The organism is Candidatus Zixiibacteriota bacterium (genome assembly GCA_016933955.1).
In the GTDB taxonomy this organism is placed as follows: Bacteria; Zixibacteria; MSB-5A5; order GN15; family PGXB01; genus JAFGTT01.
Genome location: JAFGTT010000024.1, coordinates 31,983 through 57,650 on the forward strand (window position 1 = coordinate 31,983; position 25,668 = coordinate 57,650).

Here is a 25,668-nt window from a genome sequence, read left to right on the forward strand (position 1 = left end):
ATGTCAAGTTTTAAAAGCGTTTTATTTGAATTAAAATATCATTTCGATCGTACTAATAAGGCGTATCATGTTGTCCGCCTTATCATTATATTACCTTGACGCCTTTGTGATTTTATAAGAAACGGTACGAATTCCACCGCCAATACTTGTAATCAGCATGAGATTTCCACGGTTTTATTTATAAACGCGAATATTTAATATTTCGAGAATATTCCTTCTGAAATTAGTACCGAACGATACTGATTATATTTCGAATTACCTTGAGGCGAGTCGATTACTTTTTTAGAATCTGTCTGACCGAGTCGGGAGAAATTTTATATTTCTCGGAAAGCTCGATGATAATCTCATCGATAGATACCCTCAACTCATAACGGGTCAAATCGCCCGGGAGATCATTTATACGGCGATCATAGTCATCCCGGATGCGTTCATGAGTATCATCCTGCTTTTGAGGTCTTACCGTCGATGGGGTCGATATATTATTTTTCTTTTTTAATGCTTCCTCCTGTTCCTGGATCCTGGACGTCAACACGCTTTCCTGGGCGGTGTAAAACGTATTAAGGCTGTCAATCCTATCCTGATAAAATTTCTCAAGATATTGAATTGAATCAATATAAACCCGGGTGGAATCATCAAACTGCCGCAGGATTATACTATCCCTGGTTTGAAAATATTCTTCTTTCAAGGCCTCTCTGTCCGCCTGCTCTCTTTTGGCACTGAGATGCGATTTATAAACAGATAAACCTGCAATTATGGATATCAAAACAATTGCCAATAAGATTTTCAGAATAAGTTTACCCATATTTAATCCCTGTTGTATCAGGAATTATAGGCTGGTCCCAAATGGATGTCAATATTGAAAATAACTACCCTTAGTAGCGCCATAATAAAAGCCCGACTCATCCCTGAAACGGGCCAAAATCCGCCCGGGCACTATGTATGCGGCCAGGCCACCGTTTTTTTCTGCCAATTCTTCATAAATGCGTAAGATTAAAATGGAAATCTATTTTTTAATTCCCAAGATAAGATACAGCCAAGGGCGAATCATCGACCACCAGCCGATCACCGGTTTAATTTTTGAATAATTTTTCCTCCTCTGTGGATAAACCATTGAAACCGGGACCTCGGCCATTCGATATTTTCCCTTTAATACATGATATTGAAGATAATATTCCATTTCGTACTTATTCAACCAGGGCTGATCGATTCGGAAACGCGGATCGTCAAATAAGGAAAGTCGGTACGCCCTGAAACCGCAGGTGATATCGGTTCCTCGGTAACCGGTAAAAAGATTCACGATTACGGTAAAAACCCGGATCATGACTCTGCGAAAATACGGTAGATTGGGCGATTTTCCTCCTTCAAGATAACGGGAGCCCTGGACATAATCGGCCCGCCCGGAAACAATCGGATCCAAAACCCGCCCGATTTCTTCGGGCAACATCTTTCCGTTGGCGGCCATGACGACCATAATATCATAATCAGTTGAACGCCCATAGTTGATAGCATCCCGTATACCGGCGCCAATACCGAGATTGTGGTCATGATGAATTAAGCCAACGTCCTGCTGTCGGAGGAACTCAAGACTGCCATCATCGGAGCCGTCATCGACCACAAGAATATCATAATTTCTTACCCGTGGAAAACGCCCGATCAAATTCTGCAGTTTTTTCCCTTCATTGTATGAAAATAAGGCGACCAGGATTTTGTTGACCGGTGCTGTCATCAATCATCCTGCTGGGTGTACGGCCACCATATATAGGGACGGTCAAAGGCATCAATACGACAGGTTAAATCTTTCACCGGTTTGATAACCCGTGCTGGATTTCCGGCCGCCACCATCATTTCGGGAATATCACTCACCACCACCGACCCGGCCCCGATCAGCGCCCCGGTTCCGATTTTTACCGCCGGGAGAAAGGTGCAGTTGGCCCCAATCTTGGCATAGTCACTGACAATCGCCCCGCCGCCGCATTCCTTGTATTTCGGGCAGTTCATCGGATGCGGATCATCGGTAAAAACGGTATTCGGCCCGATAAAAATAAAATTTCCCAAGCTTACCATTTCCAGAAAACAGCCGGAATGAATCCGGCAATTATTACCGATTTTATTTTCGAATTCCAGAACGGCATTGGTCCCGACCGAGACATTATCGCCGATGATATTATCTTCTCGAATCGACGCTCCCTGCCCGGTTTGAAAATCGTCGCCGATCTTGTTCCCCGCATATATGACGGTGAAAGGACGAATTACAGCATTGCGTCCGATAGCCAGCGATATCTCCCCGTCGCTTTTCCCCCGCGCCGGTTGACCCAGCACGGCTGGTCCATATATAATCGAACCATCACCGATACTGACGTTATCGTAAATTCTGACATCGCCGACAATTTTGGCATCTATCACAGGTCAACCACCTTTCCGCCCTGTTTAAGAGAACGGCCGGCCGCCTCAAGTATTTTTACCACCCGGTATCCGGCCTGCCCGTCAGTCAGCGGGCGCCGGTCGTTTTCAATGGAATCAATAAACTCCCCGGCTACCAGATTCAGGGCCTCGGTCAATTCCAGACGGGGAGCGAGCATATCCCCTGTCCTGTACTGTACCAGAAGATCGTAAGCCTCTTCCCGCCGTTTAATATAATCGATACCCTTATTGTACACTTTAACCTTTTCGGATGGTTCGACATCATCATAAACAATCATTTTTCGTGATCCACAGATCAGGGTTTTGCGCACTTTTACCGGGGCCAGCCAGTTGACATGGATATGTCCCATTAATCCAGCATCATACATCACCGAAATATAGGCGATATTCTCGATCCCGGTATCGAAATGGGCCATTCCGGTCGCAGAAATGGTTCGGGGTTTTTTATTTATCAGATGATCCATAATCGAGACATCGTGCGGCGCCAGATCCCAGATGACATTTATATCATTCTGAAAAAGACCAAGATTGACCCGAACCGAATCGAAATAATAAATTTCCCCCAGTTCATCATTGGCGATGATTTCCTTTATCTTGCGAACCGCCCCGGTATAAATAAAAGTATGATCGACCATGAGCGTAAGGTTTTTCTTTTCGGCGGTTTCTATCAAAACCTCGGCCTGCTCTAAAGTCGAAGTCATCGGCTTTTCCACCAGCAGATGTTTACCGTTTTCCAGAGCCTCCATAGCCAGAGTGAAATGTGATGAAACGGGGGTAGCAATAATAATGGCATCAATCTCAGGATGGTGCAGAATATCATCGGCTTTCGAAGTAATTAATTCAATATTGGGATACAGGCGAGAAATATATTCCAGCCTTTTTTCTCTCTTGTCGGCCACTCCAAAAACACGGGCGTTTTTAAGCGAATTGAAATTCCTTACCAGATTGGGTCCCCAGTATCCGCATCCAATGACACCGATATTTATCATATTCACTCCTAATAGTAATACCTGCTTTCGTCAAATCGCTTGACCTCTATAATAATACGATACCGACCTTCCTGGTAACCGGTCGAGGGCGAAAGGTCACTTGAATCGGCCCTCTTGGAAACGTCATCGGCAATATAATACGAAATCGCGGAATCGGAGGAAAGTTTATAATCGACCCATATCCGGGGATCGCCTTTTTCCACGAATCTTTCTATCGAATGATGGGTCAGGCTGGGGATATTTAACGAGTCGACTCCTCCGATTTTATAATTACCATACAAGTTAAGGAATTCACCTTTGGCTTTCATTTCTGCCCCGGTGCCTATGGAAATATCAATAAATCCATGACAATCCAGATAACCGTTGAAAACTGAAGTATTGATCGGAATGAAACGCCACGCCCGCATCTCTTCCTGCCCAAAATCGTACAAAGTCTCAAAAACATTATAAGTCATTTTGTTGTAATAAAACCTGTTTATCGGCGGGCGGTGAATATAAAGAGGTGCATTATCACCGTTTAAGGTAATGATAAACGGACTATGGCAATTTTTACTGGTCGTTAAATCAATTCCCACTCTGACCAGGTCGTTTTCGCCCAGACGGAAATCAGGCGGAAAATAAATACGTAGGCCCGCTTTTTGATCGGGTTTATCCAACCGGCAACTCCATTCTGTCCATGAATCGGCGGGATGTCCCACAAACAGCAATAAAGCCAATAATATTATGATGGGAATGGTAATCGATTTGAGGGCCGCCCGATGACCGATTCGCGATGATACGGCCACGAGAAGAACTATTCCCAGGGCTACCAGAATAATCGCTTTTAAAACGACTAACGCAATTACTCCCGGTTTGACGCCCAATAAAGGAATAAACCACTTTTCCGGGAAAAGGAGAATAAACAATATTCCGGCAACAAAAAGCAGCCATCCCCATAAATTCTTCACATTGACTTTTTCATGAATGTACGACCCAACTGCAATTAATGCGCCCGAAGCGGCTATTATCAGAAAAGGCATGGGATTGAGATTGTACCTGGCCAGAGAATGAAAGATGATATGCAATAATGTATAATAAAGAGGAATCGAAAGCAAAAATATCCGCCCTTTGCCGGGTCCTGTTATGAACATAAAGGCACCGAACAGCCCGCCTATGACGATTATTAAGTGCCAGGCCGAATTCAGACTACTCCCCAAAATAAACCTCTGGTTGAAATCATTGTACGGCTTGCCCCAGAGTCTGATTGTTTTTTTCAGGAGAAGATGTCCGTATGAAAACAGATTGGTTTTTATTGAATATGCCGTTGGAGCTATCCAGAAATCAACATCGGTATAATCCAAATCGTAACCTTCATATTTTATTGAAGAACTGGATCGAATATTGGCATCGGAATATTCCGGATCACGAATAGAAAAACTACCATAGTAGATACTATTAATTATAATCCAGGGAATCACAATAATGGCAAACATAATCGCCGAACCCGATAGTCCAATAATTGACCTGCGACGTTCTTGCCATAAATCATATATAACACCTAATCCGAATGGAAGACACAGCAGAGCTGCCGTCGGTTTTGTCAGAAACAGGATTCCGAGAATCAACCCGGCCATATCAGGATAGCGATAGTCTCCCTTTTCGTACCAGCACAGGATCAAATATAAAATCAGAAGAATAAACATGATGGTCAGCGGCTCCGGAGAAACCATTCCGGCCATCAGAATAAACGGCTGATAGAAGATAAACAGTACCGCTGCCAGAACAGCCGCCCTAATATCGAACAACTTCACCGAAATGAGTATCAGTAGCAGAAGCGAAAGACAATCAATAAATATATTAAGTATTCTGACCAGTAAAAAATCATCCCCGGAATTGGCGGCGAATATTGCGGATAGAGATAGCGGATAAACCGGTCCGGAGAGAAAGATATAATCCTGGGCTTCATGAACAGAGGGAATATTATAGTACAACCATTCGATCTGTTCGCCTTCGATATATTCATTCATAGTATGATCGAATCGTGCCCGATAGAACGATGAATCGGCGGGCGAGTCAAGTTCCGGATGACCAAATCTCTCCGGATTCTCCAGATAACCGATCAGGCCGAGGGCGGCCGAGGAGTAAATACGGGCATCCCACATTACCGGCAATTGGGGAACGGCCAAAATAAAAACAAGTCTCACCAGAGCGCAGACAATCAGCGCGGCCGGAACCAGATGTCTTAATTTAATCCTCAATGACATGGCCGGTCATTCAAGTTCGGTATCTATTACCTGATACTCCGATACCATTCAATCGTTTGTCGAAGCCCCTCTCGCAGCGTAAATTGCGGTTGCCAGCGAAGCCGGGTCCGGGCCCGTTCGATATTGAGAACACGGCGGCGGATATTGTCAATATCTCGCCGGTCAATATGTTCGCACTGGAATTCCTTGCCGCTTAATTCCGCCAGCACCCGAACCAGGTCGATAATACTGGTTTCGGAACCGGTTCCGATATTGAAAACCATCCCCTCGGAGCGAGGCGAAAGAAGCGCCATCAGGGTTCCTTCGACGGCATCATCGATAAAAGTGAAATCCCGCGTTTGATGCCCGTCACCATGAATCTGGGGTGCCTGTCCCCGGTCTATGGCAGCGATGAATTTAGAGATCACTCCGCAATAGGGATTCGCCGGATTTTGTTTGGGCCCGTAAATATTGGAATATCGCACCACCGTGACCGGGACAAAATAGGTTTCATAAAAAGCGTAGCAGTAATTTTCACCGGCCAGTTTTGAGACCGAGTAAGGTGAAAATGTCAGCGGGCTTTCATCTTCCATAATCGGCAATATCCTGGGATTACCGTAAATCGAGGCCGATGAGGAATAGACGATCCTGGTCGGTTTAGTTTCCCGGGCGGCCATAAGAATATTCAGGGTGCCCCCGATATTGGTCATAAAATCTTCCCGCGGGTCCCTGGTTGATATGATAATATTGCGGGCGGCCAGATGAGCAACATAATTAACCCGCTTCATCAATTGCAGAACCAGATCATAATCAGTCACCGAACCCTTAACGAATTCAAAGTCAATATCCGGATCGATGTTCTTCACATCCCCGGTAAACAAATCATCCAGAACAATGACTTTTCCGCCGGAACGAACAATACGTCCGACCACATTGCATCCGATAAAACCGGCGCCGCCGGTAACCAGGACTGTTTTGCCCGTAAAATCGACTTTTATCACGTTTATTTCCTCAACCTTAATCCCAGATAAACCATCGGCTTGGCCAGCCGCCACCAGTCACGGAAAGGTTTCATCTTGGTGAATTGCTTTCGGTGATCGTGATAATATATGGTAATCGGGACTTCCTTAAACCGTATTTTTTTATCGATCACCGCTTTGAATAATATATATGGTTCCAGTTCATACCTGTCAAGCCATTCCTGTTCGGTGTTAAAAGCAGGATCATCAAAAAGACTCAGCCGGAAAGCTCTGAATCCATTGGTGGCGTCGGTGATTCTCCTGAGTACAAGGATTGAAAACAGCATTGAATAAAGTTGCGTGGTCACTTTCCGAAAAGGCCGGTCATTGATCACTCGCCCGCCTTCCATCCTTCGCGAGCCCTGGATGAAATCATACTCACCTGTTTCAATCGGCCCGACCACCCTTTTCAACTCCTCCGGTTCGTGCTGATCATCACCAGACAGAATCGTCCCGATATCAAAACCGTTTTTCCGACCGTATTCTATCCCGGTTCTAATGGCCGCTCCGACCCCGCGATTAATCTCATGCCGGATAACCGTTGCGCCGGCCGCCGCGGCTTCCACATAAGTGGTATCGGAAGAACAATCATCGACCACCAGGATGGTGTTGACATAATTTACGGCCTTGATCTTTTGCACCACCCGGCCGATCTTGCCGCTCTCATTGTAGGCCGGCAATATCGCCAGTATTTTCTCAGTCGTTTGATTTGGAGTTGTCATTTTCCTGCAGGGCCGCCTGTTCCAGCTGTTTCAGGGAAAGCCCTTCCCGATAAAGATAAACAAAGCCCATCAGGGTAATGGGAATGAACTGCGCGGCATGGAGCACAATGGCGCATGATACCGCCTTGTCGGTCCCGACCCCGAACATATGTAAAGTCCAGACCACTCCCCCGTGATATACTCCGATAAATCCCGGAGAGGATGGAATCAAAATGGAAATGGAAACGACCACCAAAAGGACATAGGAAGCATAAACCGGCAGATCAATATGAAAAACCCAGAAAACAAATATATTCGAAATACCCATGCAAAGCCAGAGGAAGATGGTGTGTCCCGACACCCAGGCCATTTTACGCCAATCCTTGAGAAACAACAGCCCCCGCGAAAATTTAACGATGGTATTCCGGATGATATCGTTAATGCGAGCGGGCAGGAAAAAAAGATATTTCGTCAGCAACCGGCCCGAACCTTCGGGTTTCGTCACTATGGCAAGCGCAAAGATCAGACCGGCAATTGCGACTGCCAGCGATAGGGCCACCCCAAGTTTAAATTTATCGTCGATTTCAATCGGGACAAAAATCAGAATCACCACCAGAATTAATAAAAGAGCCAGTAGATCAAACACCATCCGCTCGACAAATATAGTCGCCAGTGAGGCCGATTTGGTTATTCGATTTTCATTATAAGCCAGAGCGTAAGCACGAACGAATTCGCCCAGTCTGAGCGGCAGAACGTTGTTGGCCATAAACCCGATACAGGTGGCAGAAAGGAGCTTACCGTACTTAAGCCGCGCGATTGGCTGGATCATGTATTTCCATCGCTCCGCTCTTTGAAACATGGCAAAGACCACGAAAAACAAATTGGGTAAAAGCCAGAGATACTGGGCATCCTTCAAAATGGAGGCCAGTTCCCGGAAATTGACATTTCTAAAAATCAGATAAAGAAAGACAACGGAAATTATAATCCCGAGAATAATAGACCAGAATTTCTTCTTTGCCATTTCGGTCAACCCCGTCCCGCAACATTTTCAAGAATCTGCAAAAATTCCCGGGCGGCCTGATCCCAGTTAAATCGTTTGACCCATTCCAGGCCTCCCTTTTCCAACCGCGAGCGGTTGGTTTCGTCCGTCAGGATCATAATCAATTTCCCGGATAATTCCTCAATATTGCCATAACGGTACAGATACCCGGTTTGATCGGGAACCACTGAATCCCGCAACCCGGGCGAATCGGCCGCTATAACACAGGTCCCGCAGGCATTGGCTTCGATATTGGTCAAGCCCCAGCCTTCCTTAGAAGAAGGATAAACCGCGACATGAGATCGACGCATATATTCCACTTTATCGGCACTGCTTACAAAACCCGGAAATTCCACCCTGTCCCTTATTTTAAGGGCACCCGCCAGTTCCTTTAAGGACGTGAGATAATCGCCCGTTCCAACAATTTTCAATGTCGCCTCAGGGATAACCTTTAACACCTTTTCAAAGGCCTGGATTAAATGTTGGATTCCCTTATATTTTTTTATTCGTCCGAGATAAAGGATGGTCGGTCTGGAATATTTCTTAACCAGGGGATCGAAATTATATAATTCACCGTCAATACCGCAGTGAATCACCGAAATATCATTCTCCGGAATTCCCCGTTGGGCGATATCCTGGGCGGTCGATTTCGAAATGACATTGAATTTCCGCCCTCGATAAAGCCGAACCATCGGTTTTTCGGAAAGATAAATATACAGCCCCAGAAGGAAATTGATTTCCCGGAAAACAGTCGTCGAAAAAAGATGCGGAACAACCACCAGAGTCGGTAATTTAAGATAAAGAGGGGTATAAAATGGAATTTTATTTATATCCTCAATTAAAACCTCGAATTTTTCCCGCCTTACCAAACGTCGCAGGTGGCGGGGAGCAATCAGGTTGAAATTGTACCGGTTGCCGCGCCTGATAATCCTGAGACCGTCGATAGTTTCTTCTGGGAGGCAGTTTTTGTACCCGGAACAAAAGAGGGTGATTTCATGACCCATCGCGGCCAGGCGGTGAAGCAGTTCCTGGAGATGAACCTCTGCTCCACCTGCCATTGGATTGGTCAAATCCTGCCAGTTAAGGGCGAGAATTTTCATCAGTGTCGCCCCTCGACAGTATCTTTATCGGTATCGATGTTTTGAATCTGCCGAAGGAGTTCTTTAGATTCATAATCATCGGGGTGTCGGGCCACCCAGTCGGTGACAATAATCCTCAACCGTGAATAATATTTCTCCTGGTAATAAATCCGTACCAGGGACCGGAATATATCGGCATAATCAGGATATAACCGATAAGCCTGTTCCATAAGTTCGATAGCTTCATTGGTATGTCCGGTCATTTTGGCGGCCAGACCGCCGTTATAATAAAGCTTCCTTTTATCCTTCAGCGGGCAATTGCTGATATAGGTCATAAGAGTATCGAAGCGCCCCATATAGCCAAGCATCTGGGCGGTATACACATAAATATCTTCCGACTCGGGCAAAACTTCCATTCCCATTCTTATATGTTTCACTGCCCCTTCATAGTTATCAGCCCTTTTCATGGAATCGGCCAGGACTATGAAACCCTGGGCATAATTGTTGGACAGACGCCGGCTGGTTTCATCCTTGTACACGCTCGGCTCGGCAATACCGCGATATTCAAATTCATGTTCATACATTCTCTGCGTAAAATCATAGTCTATCTGATCCTTGCCTTCCGTCGGAGTCAGGCGATATACCATGCCTTCGAGAATAAGATGGTCATTAAGCGATCGTCCCCGGAAACGGCGGCTGTTATCGGGAACCGTAACCGCGAAACCGAAAGGTCTTTTCCAATTATTGGCAGTGATAATATAATCAACGACCTGATCCTGAATGCGGTAAGGATTCCCTTCTGAGATCATATAACCCCGCAAACTCTCAATCTGATCATCGGTCAGATCAATGGAAATCCCGTGTTGATCCCGTAATTGTTTGGTGTACCAATCGGCATTGGCCAGGGAAAGATTTACCACCTTGACATCCGATCGGATCCCATAAACTTCCTGGATACACCATAGCGGAAAAGTATCATTGTCGCCATTGGTGATAAAAATCATATTTTCACGACAGGACTTCAGATAATTATTGGCGTAATCATATGGTAAGTAATTTCGGGAGCGATCATTGATGAAATAATTGTGTTTCAGTGGAATGAGAGGCATCAGAACCAGAAGCGAAGCTATCCCGAAAGCCGTTTTTCTGATTCCGGCCGAGGCCTGCGAAACCGCATCTCGAACCAAATCGATGAAACCGGCGATACCCAACCCGACCGCCAATCCGAATAGAATAAAGGCCGGGGTGAAAAAATAATCCCGATCGCGTACTTCAAGGTAATTAAAACCAGTGACCGGATTCTGGCGGGTTCCATCGGCGAAATTCATATACAGCACAAACCCGGCCGAGCAAATCAGAAATAAAACCAGAAAAGGCAAGCCAAGATCCGGCCTCCTCCTGATGGTCTCCCAGATACCGAACAGTCCCAGAATCAGAATAACAAAAAATTTTGGTCCGGTCAGTCCGTACTGCTCTTTGAAGAATCCCCAGAAACCCATCCGGATATGATCACCGAATTGATTTTCCCATTCCGCCCGCCGGTCAAACATCCGCGAGGTCATCGACTGAGAGCCATATTGCTTGCGTTCCAGATAATTGACCACCGAGGCGAATGAACGCGATGGATTATTTTCATCAATATTTGGATTTCGGGATGAACGAACCGGGATATAAACATGGATAGAATAACCAATTATGGCCAGGAGCATTATCGCCATAGCTGTTTTCCAATTCCCGTCTTTAAGAAACAGAGCGGTCCCAATAATTATCATTATTCCAACACCCAAACCTATCACGAATTCCCAAAAACCAAAAATAATCAGTGAAATAGATCCCAGGGCAATAAGAATAAGCCAGTTGACCCTACGCCATAAAACCAATGCCAGGAGACCGATAATGATGGCGGTGAATATCATAAAGGTCATATAACCGGTGTGAGCGAAAATCCGGCCTATGGCATATAATACTGCCGGAGTCAGCGCATAAATGGCGGGAATCAACCATAACTTGATATTAGCGGCCTTATCTCGGGCGGATAGATATTTAACAAGGCAAAATATTCCCCAAATCACGAGTGCTACAAGCCCAATCCAGCCAAGCGGTAAATGTCCGACAACGGCAAGGGAGCTCGACAGGCCTGCACCGGTCAGACTTTTTGAAATTGCCCCGACAATAATAAAGTATGACGGCCATGCCGCAATCATAAATAAAATTAGCGTGATAACAGTTGAGCGGGCGATTTTCTCCATCGAAACAGAATGGAATAAAAATATTATTAAAATAACCAGGACCGGCAAATGGTAGGGGATTTCTCCGGGACGAGCCGAAATAAGCAGGGCCAGGAATAACTCCAGAAAGAAAAAGAGAGATACAATGGCCCATTCATTTGTCCCGGATTCGGACTTGAATACGAAATACAAACCCACAACCGGAATGATAATAAAAAGAGTCAGGTGAATACCGACACCCAGCATGGCGATATAGGCGGCCAGAAGCATGAGGCGACTTCCGGGCGGCGATTCCCGGCAATCCAGATACTTAAGTGCCAGCCAGTAAATGACCATCATGAACAGGATAGCCGCCGCATAGACTTCGGCCTCCACGGAATTCGACCAGTTGGTATTGGAAAACGCCATGAACAGCGCCCCGGTAAAACCTCCGATATAGGCAATCAATCGGTTTTGAGGATTCTTCCTGTCACCGAACCAGTAACCAATTAGTCTCACCACCACCAGATAGCCAACCGCCGCCGCCACCGCCGAAGAAAAAACGGAAAAAAAGTTTATCCGGGCGGCAATATCGACGAAAAATGGGATAATGGAAAATATACGGCCCCAAATAATATAAAGAGGCGATCCGGGCGGATGAGGAATACCGAGAATATGGGAACAGGCCACGAATTCTCCGCAATCCCAGAAAGAAAACGTCGGCGCCATGGTCTTCATATATACAATTAAGGCAATCAAAAAAACCAGGACGGCCAGAGCCGCATTGACCCGGTCGAATTTGGTACTTGAATGACTGCTTAATTGCTTGCCGTTCACCGTTCGTTGTCCTGACCCCATGGCTAAGCCATTATACAAAATAAACTTAGAATATAAACATTTTTTCTGTTTTGTCCAGCAAGAAAACCGCCCGAATGGCCGCAAAAGTATTCCTTATTGACTTACCCGAATGCAGAGCCAAAAAAAAGCCGCCCGGATAGTGGGCGGCTTCGACATTCAATTCCCTTATCTATCATGCATGTTCATGGAGAACCCGGTCGAGGATGCCATTGACAAAGGATGCCGATTCCAGTGTACTGTATTTTTTGGCCAGTTCCACGGCCTCATTAATGGCCACCTTCATGGGGATATCAGGCATGAATTTAACCTCACCGATGGCCATCCTGAGGATATTTTTATCGACAATGGCGATTCGTTCGATTTTCCAATTGGTCGCCAGCCTCTGGATATAATCATCGATTTCAACAAGATTGGCGACCACTCCATGAAATAACTGCCGGGCAAAAAGCAACGTTTTTTCGTCCAATCCGCCATTCTTGATAATATTCTCGTAAATCTCTTCTGACGACTGCTCTCCCTGCTCGAAAGCATAGAGGGCTTTCAGGACATATTCACGACCGCGACGTCTGCTACTCATTTCTTGTCAATTTCCCGATAAAGATTGGCCATTTCAATACCGGCCTGAGCCGCATCCCAGCCCTTATTTCCAGCCTTGGTTCCCGCCCGTTCAATGGCCTGTTCCAGTGTATCGGCCGTAATCAGGCCATATATTACCGGAATCCCGCTATCCAGAGCGGTTTTGGCGATACCTTTAGTTGCTTCGCTGGCAATATAATCAAAATGAGGCGTATCGCCCTTTATAACCGCCCCAAGACATAACACGGCATCATATTTTCCGCTCTTAACCAGCCTGGCGGCGGCATAGGGGATTTCAAAAGCTCCCGGCACCCAGGCCACGGAGATATCGTTTATATCCGCCTGATGTCTGACCAGACAATCCAACGCCCCCTCGAGAAGCTTGGAAGTCAAAAGGTTGTTGAAACGGCTCACAACCATGGCGAATTTGAGGCCCCGGGCGTTCAGATTTCCTGCAATTTCTTTGTAATTCATAACCGCTCCTATAATATGGACAACATATGTCCCAGTTTATCACGCTTGGTGGTCAGGTATTTCCGATTGAATTCGGTCGGTTGAGTTTGTATGGGAATGCGGTCGATTATTTTCAACCCATATCCCTCAAGACCGATCACTTTTTTGGGATTATTGGTCATCAACCGAATGGAACTCAATCCGAGATCCACCAGAATCTGTGCCCCAATACCATAATCGCGGAGATCGGCCTTGAATCCGAGTTCATGGTTGGCCTCGACGGTATCGCGGCCGTCATCCTGAAGTTTATAAGCCCTGATTTTATTGGCCAGTCCGATTCCGCGCCCTTCCTGGCGCATATAAAGTAGCACTCCGGTCCCCTCTTTTTCGATCATGCGCAAGGCGCTGGCCAGCTGATCGCCGCAGTCACATCGAAGCGAACCCAGCATATCCCCGGTCAGGCATTGCGAATGAACCCGGACCAAGACATTGTCTTTTCCGGCCACATCACCCTTAACCAGAGCCAGATGATGATGATCGTCGATCTGCGATTCATACAGGTGCAGATTGAAATGGCCATATTTGGTCGGAAAGTCGACCACGACAATTTTATTTACCAGTTTTTCTTTATGCCGACGATACTCAATCAGATGTTTGACGGTAATCAGTTTTAAATTAAATTCCCGAGCCACCTCTCGAAGACGCGGCAGACGGGCCATGGTTCCGTCATGATCCATAATCTCACAGAGAACCCCGATCGGTTTCAATCCGGCCATCCGTGCCAAATCCACCGTGGCTTCGGTATGACCGGCCCGGGACAAGACCCCTCCGTCACGAGCCTGGATAGGGAAAATATGACCCGGCCGGCAGAGATCCTCGGGGAGGCTGTTGTCATCGGCCATAATTTGAATTGTCCGGGCCCGGTCTCCGGCCGAAATTCCCGTGGTTACTCCTTTGCTTCCGCATCCGTCCACCGATACGGTAAACCGGGTACCATGCAGGGCGGTATTGGTATCCACCATCGGGTGCAATTTCAACCGATCAATCCGTTCTCTCTTCAGGGGAACACAGATAAGTCCGCGCCCGTGCATGGCCATAAAATTGATGGCTTCCGGGGTTACATTCTCCGCGCCCATGATAAAATCGCCTTCATTTTCCCTGTCCTCATCATCGACGACAATTACCATGCGGCCCTTTTTTATTTCTTCAATTGCTTCAGGAATGCTGTCAAAATCACTCATTGTATCTCCAGTGTAATTATCACCAACCGCTTTCATGCAGTTTTTCAATTGTTATTGTTTGTTTTTTATCGCTCAACATGTTCGTGACATATTTGCCGAGAATATCGAATTCCAGATTAACTTCATCATTGATTTTGAAATCACCGACTGTGGTTTCTTTCGTCGTATAGGGAATCAGGTTGACTGTAAAAATATCACCCTTGACTTCATTGACAGTCAGGGAAATGCCGTTGATGGCAATCGCCCCTTTTCCTACCAGAAGTCTGCTAAAATCATCCGAATAGCTGATCGCCAGTTTTAGAGATTCGCCTATGTGTTGAAGAAGGGCAATCCTGCCCCGGCAGTCGATATGTCCGGAGACAAAATGCCCGCCCAGACGGCTTGTAGGAAGCAACGCCCGCTCAAGATTGATTCTGGCCCCGGTTTTATAATTATTCAGGATGGTCAACCTGATTGTTTCCTGGGAAGCCTCAACGGTAAATCGATTATTATTTATTTCCGTCACCGTCAGGCAACAGCCATCGACCGCAATGGATTCCCCCATAATCAGGCCATCGAACGGTTTATCAGGATCTATCGAAAGAAGTTTGTAATTGCCGCGAGTTCTAATATTATGAACAATCCCGACGGTCTCTATAATACCGGTAAACATCATTTGCTCCTCTTAGGGTAACCGACAAACAGTAGATCCGGTTCATATTCGGTATAATAATGGGCATTGCGATAACTTATGGCATCAGCCATTCTTTTTAAAGCCAGATCACCTACGGCATTTATCCCCTTGCCGATAATTTTGGGGGCTATGAAAATATAATGTTTATCCACCAGCCCCTCTTTCAAAAGGGATGTTGCCAAGCGATTGCCGCCTTCGATCAAAAGAGACGTAATTCCGAATCGACCGGCTTTATCCAGCAGGTCATCGAGAGATACCCCCCCCCTGCCCTTTTTTACCGACCAGACGATAATATTTTTCAACTTCAAGGATGCCGCTGTGGATGCCGAGGTGGCCACAATTGTCCGGGCGTCGGAATTATTTTTAAACAGCTTTATGGATTTGGAAAAGGCCGCCCCGGCGGAGATAATTAGGCGGTACGGATTGGGGCCTTTTATCAGGCGTACCGTTAATTCCGGATTGTCGATATTAACGGTTCCGACCCCAACCCCCACAGCATCGCATTCCGACCGTAGTCGGTGAACCAATCGGCGGGCCTTGGATCCAGTCACCCAGCGCGAATCTCCTGAAACGGCGGCGATACGTCCGTCGAGCGTCTGTGCGGTTTTAAGAATAACAAACGGCCGCCCGGTGGTAATATATTTAAGGTAAACCTCGTTGAGGAGTTCTGATTCCCGGCGTAGAATACCGAAATTAATTTTAATACCGGCTTTTCGCAGTTCCCTGGCCCCCTGTCCGGAGACAACCGGATTGGGATCGGTCAGGGCAAAAACCACTCTTTTTATTCCGGCTTTAATGATTTCCTGTGTGCACGGGCTGGTCCGGCCATAATGACAACACGGTTCCAGGTTGACATAGAGCGTGGCCCCGCGGGCATTATCCCTTGCTTCGGCCAAAGCGTTGATTTCAGCATGAGGCATCCCCGCACGTTTATGATACCCGCGTCCGACAATCTGAGCGTCCTTTACAATAACCGCTCCGACCATCGGATTCGGTGACGTTCTTCCCCTGGCGCGCTCGGCTAATTCCAGAGCAAGTTGCATGTATTCGGCATCACGGCTTGCGGCCATAAAAAAACCCCAATAAATCAATCGGGGCGTTAAACACCGGACGGTATAAAATTACCTTCATTCTTCTCCCATCCGGACTATACCGTCGGCATCGGAATTCCACCGATTCTGCCCCGACCGAGTAACCTACCCGGTAGACTGGGGCTCGCGGGCTTTTACCGCCGGCCGAGGAATTTCACCTCGCCCCGAAGAACTGTTGCCAATATAACCAAGATGATGACAAAATCAAGCAGAAAAATCAGGCTGAAAATCAAAAAACACCCGAATGCGTAAAGGCAATCGGGTGAAATACTTATTAAATCAAATCCGGCGAGGTTTGTTCGGGAATCATTTCATCCTTATTAATCATCGATATTATCTGATTGGTCGACTCTTCCATGGATTCCATAACCCGGCGTGAAATATCGTCCGGCGTCATACCTCGGACCCTCAGTAAATCAAGTGATCCCCGCAGGCTGGTTACAGGTGATTTGAGTCGATTCAGAATATCCCCGTTATGAATATCCGGAATCGACTTATCCGGCAAATTCACACGGTCGTTCATGAGAGCCCGTCCTAGCCTCTGGATTTTAATTCCACCCGCCACTCTGGAGGCTATTTCCTTGCAGAATAATATGGTTGAGGCGTCATAAGAATAGCGCATCCAATTTCGCATCTCGCCCAGGGTTATTAAGCCAAACGTAATTCCATTGACGGCAATGGGGACAATCAGGACCGATTGCATACCCTCGAATACCAGAACGCGGGCCTCGTTTTCATCCATATTGGAGGATGCGTCTTTCTGATTTATCAATAACGGTTGATTTTCCCGGATGGCCATACAGTGCCAGGGAGTCAGGGTCTCGGCCAAGGTGGTTTTTTCGACATTGATACGATCAAAAGGCCGGATTGTTTTCAATTGGCAGGTTGATAATTCCGTTCGCTCCCGATTGAGCATGGAAACCCTTATCATGGTGGTGCGAATATTTTCCATAAGAGTATCAGCCGCCGCTTCCAGAAGAGAATTAATATCGGAACTTGCCTCCACCCTGGCATTAAAAGAAGAAAGAGCGCCAAGATAACGATCTCTGACGAATACGATACTGCGGCCGATTTCGGATTCAACCGCCGGGGCCATGACAGCAGCCAGCATTTCGGCCCGTTGAAGCAGACGATGACTAAAGAAGTTCGGCCTTGAATTACCAAGGGTGATCACCGCGATAACCCGCCCATAACTCACCAGGGGAAGGGCCATCAGGCATTTCTGCCCGCAACTCAAGAATAATGAGTCAATATTCTGTCCACCGGAGGATGTCACGTCTTCAATTATCAGACTCCGGTGAGATGAAAAAACTTCATCTATCTGGGTATTTTCAATTGGGAGATGAGAACCCTGATCGAGAAGCACCCGGCTGTTCAGACCGGTGGTAAAACAACGCATGTTTTTGCTGAAACGATCAAGAATAGCCAGTGACATGTACTCCGCCCCCAATGCGCTTTTTAATAGCATCTGAATTTCATTAAGACTGGATTTGATATCTTTCCTCCGGGCCACCAGGCCTTTCATATGCATAATATAATGCCTGGTTTCCTCCAAAAATTGCTGTTTCAGGCTGATGAACTGAGCGGTCAAACGATATTTAAAGGCTCTTTCGATTTTCCTCAAAATGACCTGTTCCTCGGCCGTCATCAGGGCTCGTCCGGATTTCCAGAAATAGACTACTCCGCGCGTCAGGTTATTTATCTGAAGCGGAATATGACCATCGGCGCCGAGTTCATCCTGGATTCTTAGTAAATCTTCTATCCCGGCCGTGGCCGGTATCGGCCGGGCGGATATTTTATTCGACAAATCAGTATCAATATTGAAACCGTGACTCCAGAGGTAATTTTCATGCCGGCGCTTTTTCTTGAATACGGCCGCCGATGAGAAATTTAATTCGGCACAAATTATCCGGGGGACAGTATTAAAAATGCGATTGATTTTATCATTCTCCAGAATTTCCCAGATAATCTTAAGAAGTGCCTCCTGTTGATGTATCTCCCGTTCCATTTGACCGTTCCTTTTCTTTTTAAGCGGCAGCCAGATCGAGACACCTCCGATCATCAGAGCGACCCCGGCCACAATCCCGATTGCCTCGGCCAGATCCAGGTAAACCGGTTCGGACAAAAAAGGGACATTTCCGAACACACTCTGGTGTTTTAAAAGACGCAAAATAGAAACCAGAAGCAGGGCCGAAATTCCCGAAATGGTGTATTTATAACTTTCTCTATTATTTTCAAAAGTTTTGTCTTTTATCCTGCTCAGAAGCCTTAGAAGAATAACAAAAACGAGGGTAAAACACAGATCGAGTATAAATTGCGTCATATGACTCCTCGCGGCATAATTTTAGCACCGACGGGCCTTTATCCTTTAATCGGCAATATCGCCGTCTCCCTTAGCCTGCCCGACAAAACCGATTTTCCCCCATAAAAATGGGATATATCCCATTATTTATCAGGAGTTTGATTTATCAGAAATCCGCACAATCGCCATAATCGCCTGCCTTACTATTACTTATGATAACAACACGAGTTGGCATCGAGGTTGCAGATGAGATCGCCAAAGTTATCTAAAACATCCAAAATCTCGCTCGTTGCGGGGGGAGGCAAAATGAAAAAGTCTTTCTTGATTATTCTTATCATAATGATTGCGGGGTCGATTCCGCTGGTGTGGATGGGCTGTTCGGATTCAACCACCTCGGTGGAATACACCGCCCCCGAGGAACCCGGCCTGACGGAGTATTTCCCCATGAAAACCGGAAGCAGTATTCAATACGCTGAATACAACCATGTTATCAATGATACCGGTTATTATATATACACCATCGGGGGATCAGCCACGGTGGGTACTCACCAGGGACATTACTGGATCAAAAGCAACCTGGAATTTCCCGCTCAAGTCGATAGCGGCGTTGTCTATTATGAGGGTGAAGCGCTGTATTATATCGAGGATGCCGCCGACATTCCGGAAAAGCTGCTGGAGGCTCCTTTCACGGTTGGCCGCGCCTGGGTAAGGTACGATGCTTCTCAGATCAGCCTTGAATATAATATCATCGACAGTATCCTTAATAACAATGATTCCAAGTATGATGACAATTACAATGGTCTGGGCGGTGATGACGGCGGTGAGATCGATGACAATAATATGAACGGTGCCACTAAGAGTTTTCCGACACTCGGCGCCAATTATTTCCAAATTTCCGCCTGCGAGGATATCGTTCTTGAGCAGGGTGTTGCCATTGACGAATGCCTCCGGGTTGAAAACAAAAACGGCAGGGCCACGAATTATTACTGGTATGCGCCCGGAACCGGACTCGTAAAATATGTTCTCGGGGTCAATATTGACACTTACCCCGATGGCGAGGTGGTCGGCGAAATTATACTCTAAGGCATCTGCCATCTTCTTTAAATGCTGTTGATTAATAAACCGGAAGACGTCGTTAGACTCCTTCCGGTTTATTTATTTCAGGTTTAAAACTAAAACGAAATTTCAGCCGATAACCTTGCGGTAATTTTTAAAATGAATTTTGGCGATCTTGGCAAGAATATCCTGTCCGCTCCTGGCCACAATTTCAGCCGCCGCCTGATCAACCAGGGGCCCTGCCCCCTTGGGTAATTCTACCTGAAACAGACCCGACAATTTTTTCATCTGGGTAACGAAGGCCGCCCGGGCCATAATAGAAGCCGCGGCCACTTGGGTAATAGCCTCTCCCCTGACTTCCTGAAGAAGCCTGATTTTTCGTCCCTCTTTCATAAGCGCCCCCTCGATAAAATCATCACGGCCGAATTTGTCCGATATGGCCAGATCAATGTCATTGGATGAGGCGATATTTTCAATAACCCGGCTGTGCCCCCAAGCCAAAAGTTTATTGAGGTTTTTTATCCTGGCATAGAGTTGATTATATTTTTCCGGACCTATAATGACTACCGAATGAATAAAATTATCAGACAGCCATCGGCTGATTTCCAGAACCCGACTATCCGTCAGTCTCTTGGAATCCCGCACCCCGTAATCGAGCATCCGCTCGGCGGCGATATGGTCCGCCAGGACCCCGGCGATAACCAGAGGCCCGAAGAAGTCTCCTTTTCCGGATTCATCGATTCCGAGGATTTTATTGTAAACCGGAGTATTAATTGGCCCGTTCGATATATTCACCAGTCCGCGTGTCGATTTTGATTTTGTCCCCTTCCTTGACAAAAAGAGGCACCTTGACCTCATAGCCGGTTTCGACTTTGGCCGGTTTCATAACATTAGTAACCGTATCACCTTTAACGGCCGGTTCGGTTTCCATCACGGTAAGGACAACCGAGGCTGGAAGATCGACCGATATCGGTTTCCCCTCGAAAAGCAATACCGTATATTCCGTGTTTTCCATCAAATACCAGCGTGTATCACCGAGATTTTCAGAGTCAATCTGAATCTGTTCGAATGTCCCGCTATCCATGAAGAAATATTCATTATCCTGGCAGTAAAGGTACTGCATAGTTCGGTTTTCAAGATCCGGCTCATCAAATGATTCGGTTGTCAGAAACGATTTTTCAATTACCTGTCCGGTGATGAGATGTTTCATTTTGGCCTTAACATGCGGACGTCCCCGACCCATCTTGACATGCATAAAATCAACTACCGTGTAGGGGCCGCCTTCATACATGATTTTTTTCCCTTTTCTGATTTCGCCCGCAGTAATCATTATACCTCCATCAATTTCCAGGTCTGAATATAGATAATTGAACGAAAAAGGCAACGGTTTTTATACTTTTGAAGCGGTTTCGGCAATTGCCGGTAGAAATGTATTTTGGGGCATTGACCTGGGCAGGAAAATACAAAATTCTGTCCCTTTTCCGATTTCGGTATCAAAATCGATGGAACCCTGATGAAGAGATATTATTTTCCGGGCCAGCGGTAATCCCAATCCGGATCCCGAGGGGTTACCCGAAAAGAACGGGGCGAATATTTTGTCCCGGTAGTCTTCGGGTATTCCCGGCCCATTATCCACAATATGAAGTGCCAGAGAATGACCCGATTCGGAGAATTCAAAGCTGACCCGTCCGGCTTTGTCTTTGAAGGACTGACAGGCATTATCGACAATGTTCCCGACCGCCTGCTTCAGAAGCAGAAAATCCCCGGTGATTTCAGAGAGGATCTTATCCTGAGGCAGTATTTCGAATCGAACATTCGGATATTTTTCCATGGCGGTCGCAATTATTATTTTGACCATATCCAGCACATTCAGTCGATCGCATTCGATTTCAAGAGGGCGGGCGTACTCCAGAAAACGGGCCACCAGTGATTCGGCTTCGATCGCTTCGCGGAGAAGATGCTCGGTATTCTGGCGAAGGGAATCATCTTTCACGGCCTTCTTATTAATCAACCGTGAAAAACCGACTAAGGCGGTTATGGAATTTCTCAACTGATGAGCCAGACCGGCCGACATCTCGCCCAGGGTGGCCAGATGTCTTTTAAGATCAAGCTCTTCCTGTAGTTTGACAAACTCGGTCTGATCGTTGAGAATAATCGCACTACCGATTGGATAACCTTTGCTGTCAATCATCCGGGTCAGGGAAATATTGAGAATCCGCTCACCTTCCTTTTTCTTTAAAACCACCGTTTGCCTGTAAACATTATCCCGGGTTTCATAGAATTTTTCAACTGGCGGAATCAATTCCGGCTGGTCGTGGAAAAACACCGAATAATCGACACTATTGCCATCCCACCCGTTGAGATCCAGAATCGCGATGGCCGCCTGGTTGACTGTCGACACGAGATGATTTGTATCCAGAGTGATTATTCCGGTATCAATCGATTTAAGGATATAATTATTATAGACTTCCAAATCCTCGGCCCGGCGGGAGGTCAGATCATTTAAACGAACCAGCTCTTTTTCTTTGTCTTTTAAATCTGCGATTATATTTTCATAAGACAGAATCAATTGTGACATATCGTCCCGATCCGAACTTATCAGCCGACCCGATTTTTCGGCTTTCTCGCGGAGTCTCTTATAGGGATAAATAACCATCCTTAAAAATTTGATCGTGGCATACAAAATGATGACAATTCCAAGCAAACCGACATAGAGCAGAATCCGGCCCGCATTCTCAAGGGAACTCAGTAGATTATTGCTTTTAGTAACTGAAATAAGGTAATCGGAACCGGCGTATTCCATCGGGTATATAACTGTATTGACAATATCGCCCCGATGGTGATTATAAACCGGTCGATTTTCCAGAACCGGCCGGAGGATCCGCGTTGTCAGAGTACTGTCCATGGCCCGCAGGTCGGAATCAAGACTATCCTCGCCGTAGATTGCCATAGCCCGATTGAAATCGAGCTGAACAAAGGAGATCCGGTCAAGATTATAGCTCTTCTGAATCGCTCCGACTACCAAATCAGGAATCCTGCCATAGCCGAAGCGCTGGACGTTATCAGCCAAAATCACCGACGCTTCCAAAAGCTCATCTTCAACCTGAAATCGAATCGAATTTCTAACCCTGAAAAGAGTGTAATGCGAGGCGAAATTCAGGATAACCAGGACCAGAATAATCAGTGCCAGTCCCAGCCTGATTTCCAGTTGAAAATCTTTGGGTTTATCAGCCATAATTTATTCTAAGTATCGTCAGGATGTCGAATTGATTGAGAGACCGGGCTATCCGATCAAGGCATCAAATCGGAAAAAAGTTGTTTATGTAATAGGCAATAACCCGGTCACCGTAAAGAATGGCGATAAAGGCGGCGGCGGCCAGAAAAGGGCCGAAAGGTATAACCCGGTTGGCTCTGAGTTTCTTTGAAAAATACAGCAAAACAAGCGACACGAGCAAACCTACTAAGGCACTTCCAAAAAAGATAAAGATAACCTTCTGCCAGCCCAGAAAGGCTCCCAGCATGGCCGCCATCTTTATATCGCCCCCGCCCATGCTTTCCTTTTTAAACAGCCAGTCGCCTAGGAGGGCTATAATATATAATACCCCTCCACCTACCAGCAGGCCGACGGCCGAAGGAATAATCCCCAACCCGCCGGGAAGAAAGGATAGGGCGAGACCGATGACCATTCCGGGCAGAGTTATCAAATCCGGGATAATCTGGAAATCCAGATCGATAAAGAAAATGATTATCAACAGAGACGACAGAAAAGCATAAATATAAAAATCAATTCTTGGTCCTAAATGCCAGTACAGGAACAGGTAAATCAGTCCGTTGAGGAGTTCCATCAGCGGATAGCGCCGGGAAATTCTTTCCCCGCAATGACGGCATTTCCCCCGCAGAATCAGGTAGCTGATGACCGGAATGTTGTCATAGAATTTTATTCCCTTCCGGCATTTCGGACAGATGGAGCGGGTAAAAATAAAATTCATATTCCTGGGAATCCGGTAGATCAAGACATTGAGAAAAGAACCGACGGCCAGACCCAGAATAAAAATCAATATATATAAATATAAAGGTAACATCATTCAATATATCGGCGGAAAGGACGGACTACCTGAGTTCGCCAAGCAAAAACATTATTATGGCCGAGGCTGTGGGTGAAGCATTTTCGGTCCTGAGAATTCTTTTCCCCAAAGAGACAATTGGGCAATGATATTCCCGGGCGATTTCGATTTCTCCCCGCGAAAAACCGGCCTCCGGTCCAACAAGAATCATTACGGGACGGTCGTGATCATTCAATTCCATTTTATCGACGGCGACGTCCGGAAAACCGGGATCGAACAGGATCAATCGGACCGAATCATGATAGCGATTTAAAATATCCTCAAAATGGGCGAAATCCCGGATTTCAGGCAAAAAGGCCCGCCCGGATTGCTTCATAGCAGCCAGAGCCACTTTCTGCCACCTGGATAATTTGCTTTTCCGACGCTTTTCGTCTTCAAGTTTCACCTTTGACTTTTCGGTAATCATGGGGATAAAGGCAGTTAGGCCCAGTTCGGTTCCCCGCTCAATGACATCATCGAATTTATAACCGGTCGATATCCCGGCCGCAAGAATCACCGGGGTGAGAGTCTCATTATGATGCCGGGCCACATTCAGGATACTGCAATCAATTTTGCCGGCGGACGATTTTTCGATAATGCATTTATAACCATTACCCAGACCATCAACGACCATAAGACCACTGCCTTTGGTGAGGCGCATAACATTTTTAATATGATGGGCCTCGGGACCGGTTATGATCAACCAGTCGGCAACTATATTTTCCGGCGAAGTGTAATAAACCGAGTTCATTTTTTAAAAACCGTTATAGCCAGCCATTGGCCTGCGCGGCTGAGTTCGTATCTGGCAATATTGTTATAATCAGGCAGTAATCTTAAAATGGCGTCCTGATCCTCAATAAGAAGACCTGATAAAATAATAATCCCGCCCGGCCTGACTGCGGTATTGATCTGATCGTATAATTCCACGACGGTGTTCTTAATAATATTGGCAACCAGAATATCATAAGGGGGATCATCTTTAACCAATTCCATTGATCCATGATCTATTTCGACCAACCCGGCCACGCCGTTGATGACGATGTTTTCCAGAGCGTTATCAATGGCCAGACGGTCGATATCCAATCCCTTGACACGAGCGGCCCCCAGACGGGCGGCCGTAACAGCCAGTATTCCTGAGCCGCAACCCAGATCCAGAACAGCCTGACCTTTCCGGACATGCTTTAATAACTCGACAAGGCAAAGCCGGGTTGTTTCATGGCTTCCAGTACCAAAGGCCATCTTTGGTTCAATAATTATATCGTAACGGGTGTCGGCACTTCGAGAATACCAGGGAGGCCGAATTTCCAACGGCCCGACCCTGATGGGCCCGACCGATTTTCGGTATTCCTCTTCCCAGGAAATATTAGCGATAGTCCGCGTTCTTATCAATGATGTCGAGAAATCAAGCGGTGGGGCTATTTGATTGATATAATTTGTCAGGTTCTTTTGGTAATTTTTCCCGCTTCCGGATGGAACATAAAATCGAATATCTGTCTCTGTACCGCTGTTCCTTTCTTCAAGTTCCAGTCCGTTGGCATGATTTTCGATTATATAATTGCAAACGGCGTCGAGAATATCCCTGGGAATGGTTATTGAAACTTCAAAATAATATTCCGGCTTGGTCTGACCGGCTGTCAT

General features: G+C 46.4%; 23 protein-coding genes and 1 riboswitch. Of the genes, 1 reads left to right on the plus strand and 22 read right to left on the minus strand.

Annotation, left to right across the window (positions count from 1 at the left end; genetic code table 11):
* Positions 1-274: 274 nt before the first annotated feature.
* The 16 genes from JXQ28_08145 to JXQ28_08220 form a co-directional block, all read right to left on the minus strand.
* Positions 275-802, minus strand: a complete 528-nt coding sequence (locus JXQ28_08145) for a hypothetical protein (protein MBN2277699.1) — start codon at positions 800-802, stop codon at positions 275-277.
* Between the two features lie 201 nt (positions 803-1,003).
* A complete protein-coding gene (locus JXQ28_08150) occupies positions 1,004-1,726 on the minus strand; it encodes a glycosyltransferase family 2 protein (protein ID MBN2277700.1) in 723 nt (240 codons plus the stop codon).
* Positions 1,726-2,403 carry a transferase gene (locus JXQ28_08155; GenBank protein ID MBN2277701.1) on the minus strand — a complete coding sequence of 226 codons (678 nt, stop codon included), beginning with the start codon at positions 2,401-2,403 and terminating at the stop codon, positions 1,726-1,728. The genes JXQ28_08150 and JXQ28_08155 overlap by 1 nt, the downstream gene beginning before the upstream one ends.
* Positions 2,400-3,410 carry a Gfo/Idh/MocA family oxidoreductase gene (locus JXQ28_08160; GenBank protein ID MBN2277702.1) on the minus strand — a complete coding sequence of 337 codons (1,011 nt, stop codon included), beginning with the start codon at positions 3,408-3,410 and terminating at the stop codon, positions 2,400-2,402. Before JXQ28_08160 ends, JXQ28_08155 begins: the two co-directional genes overlap by 4 nt.
* Positions 3,411-3,418: 8 nt before the next feature.
* A complete protein-coding gene (locus JXQ28_08165; protein ID MBN2277703.1) occupies positions 3,419-5,653 on the minus strand; it encodes a glycosyltransferase family 39 protein in 2,235 nt (744 codons plus the stop codon).
* Between the two features lie 26 nt (positions 5,654-5,679).
* Entirely contained in the window at positions 5,680-6,633 is a 954-nt protein-coding gene (locus tag JXQ28_08170) for an NAD-dependent epimerase/dehydratase family protein (protein MBN2277704.1), read from the minus strand.
* A 2-nt stretch (positions 6,634-6,635) separates the two neighbouring features.
* The gene (locus JXQ28_08175; GenBank protein ID MBN2277705.1) at positions 6,636-7,373 is read right to left on the minus strand and encodes a glycosyltransferase family 2 protein; all 738 of its coding nucleotides are present in this window, start codon (positions 7,371-7,373) and stop codon (positions 6,636-6,638) included.
* Positions 7,348-8,373 (minus strand): flippase-like domain-containing protein, encoded by a 1,026-nt coding sequence (locus tag JXQ28_08180; GenBank protein ID MBN2277706.1) that lies wholly within the window; start codon positions 8,371-8,373, stop codon positions 7,348-7,350. The genes JXQ28_08175 and JXQ28_08180 overlap by 26 nt, the downstream gene beginning before the upstream one ends.
* Positions 8,374-8,378: 5 nt before the next feature.
* Positions 8,379-9,491: a glycosyltransferase family 4 protein gene (locus JXQ28_08185; protein ID MBN2277707.1), complete on the minus strand. Its 1,113-nt coding sequence runs from the start codon at positions 9,489-9,491 to the stop codon at positions 8,379-8,381.
* The gene (locus JXQ28_08190; GenBank protein MBN2277708.1) at positions 9,491-12,535 is read right to left on the minus strand and encodes a DUF2723 domain-containing protein; all 3,045 of its coding nucleotides are present in this window, start codon (positions 12,533-12,535) and stop codon (positions 9,491-9,493) included. Before JXQ28_08190 ends, JXQ28_08185 begins: the two co-directional genes overlap by 1 nt.
* A 172-nt stretch (positions 12,536-12,707) precedes the next feature.
* Positions 12,708-13,112 (minus strand): transcription antitermination factor NusB, encoded by a 405-nt coding sequence (gene nusB / locus JXQ28_08195; protein MBN2277709.1) that lies wholly within the window; start codon positions 13,110-13,112, stop codon positions 12,708-12,710.
* Positions 13,109-13,585, minus strand: coding sequence for a 6,7-dimethyl-8-ribityllumazine synthase (locus JXQ28_08200; GenBank protein ID MBN2277710.1), 477 nt, complete (start codon positions 13,583-13,585; stop codon positions 13,109-13,111). The genes nusB and JXQ28_08200 overlap by 4 nt, the downstream gene beginning before the upstream one ends.
* Positions 13,586-13,593: 8 nt before the next feature.
* Entirely contained in the window at positions 13,594-14,805 is a 1,212-nt protein-coding gene (locus JXQ28_08205; GenBank protein ID MBN2277711.1) for a bifunctional 3,4-dihydroxy-2-butanone-4-phosphate synthase/GTP cyclohydrolase II, read from the minus strand.
* A 19-nt stretch (positions 14,806-14,824) separates the two neighbouring features.
* A complete protein-coding gene (locus JXQ28_08210) occupies positions 14,825-15,460 on the minus strand; it encodes a riboflavin synthase (protein MBN2277712.1) in 636 nt (211 codons plus the stop codon).
* Positions 15,457-16,548 (minus strand): bifunctional diaminohydroxyphosphoribosylaminopyrimidine deaminase/5-amino-6-(5-phosphoribosylamino)uracil reductase RibD, encoded by a 1,092-nt coding sequence (ribD, locus tag JXQ28_08215; GenBank protein MBN2277713.1) that lies wholly within the window; start codon positions 16,546-16,548, stop codon positions 15,457-15,459. The genes JXQ28_08210 and ribD overlap by 4 nt, the downstream gene beginning before the upstream one ends.
* Positions 16,549-16,604: 56 nt before the next feature.
* Positions 16,605-16,745: riboswitch (FMN riboswitch) on the minus strand.
* 98 nt (positions 16,746-16,843) lie between these two features.
* Positions 16,844-18,892, minus strand: a complete 2,049-nt coding sequence (locus JXQ28_08220) for a GAF domain-containing protein (protein ID MBN2277714.1) — start codon at positions 18,890-18,892, stop codon at positions 16,844-16,846.
* Between the two features lie 285 nt (positions 18,893-19,177).
* Between JXQ28_08220 and JXQ28_08225 the strand changes: the two genes are divergently transcribed.
* A complete protein-coding gene (locus JXQ28_08225; protein ID MBN2277715.1) occupies positions 19,178-19,954 on the plus strand; it encodes a hypothetical protein in 777 nt (258 codons plus the stop codon).
* A 102-nt stretch (positions 19,955-20,056) separates the two neighbouring features.
* Here JXQ28_08225 and rnhC read toward each other — a convergent pair whose 3' ends face one another.
* The 6 genes from rnhC to JXQ28_08255 all read right to left on the minus strand — a co-directional run bounded on the left by rnhC (position 20,057) and on the right by JXQ28_08255 (position 25,668).
* Positions 20,057-20,722 (minus strand): ribonuclease HIII, encoded by a 666-nt coding sequence (gene rnhC / locus JXQ28_08230; GenBank protein ID MBN2277716.1) that lies wholly within the window; start codon positions 20,720-20,722, stop codon positions 20,057-20,059.
* Positions 20,697-21,257, minus strand: coding sequence for an elongation factor P (gene efp, locus JXQ28_08235; protein ID MBN2277717.1), 561 nt, complete (start codon positions 21,255-21,257; stop codon positions 20,697-20,699). Before efp ends, rnhC begins: the two co-directional genes overlap by 26 nt.
* Before the next feature lie 60 nt (positions 21,258-21,317).
* Positions 21,318-23,162, minus strand: a complete 1,845-nt coding sequence (locus tag JXQ28_08240; protein MBN2277718.1) for a hypothetical protein — start codon at positions 23,160-23,162, stop codon at positions 21,318-21,320.
* 64 nt (positions 23,163-23,226) lie between these two features.
* Positions 23,227-24,009, minus strand: coding sequence for a prepilin peptidase (locus tag JXQ28_08245; protein ID MBN2277719.1), 783 nt, complete (start codon positions 24,007-24,009; stop codon positions 23,227-23,229).
* Between the two features lie 28 nt (positions 24,010-24,037).
* Positions 24,038-24,781, minus strand: a complete 744-nt coding sequence (locus tag JXQ28_08250; GenBank protein MBN2277720.1) for a 16S rRNA (uracil(1498)-N(3))-methyltransferase — start codon at positions 24,779-24,781, stop codon at positions 24,038-24,040.
* Positions 24,778-25,668 (minus strand): 50S ribosomal protein L11 methyltransferase, encoded by an 891-nt coding sequence (locus JXQ28_08255; protein MBN2277721.1) that lies wholly within the window; start codon positions 25,666-25,668, stop codon positions 24,778-24,780. The genes JXQ28_08250 and JXQ28_08255 overlap by 4 nt, the downstream gene beginning before the upstream one ends.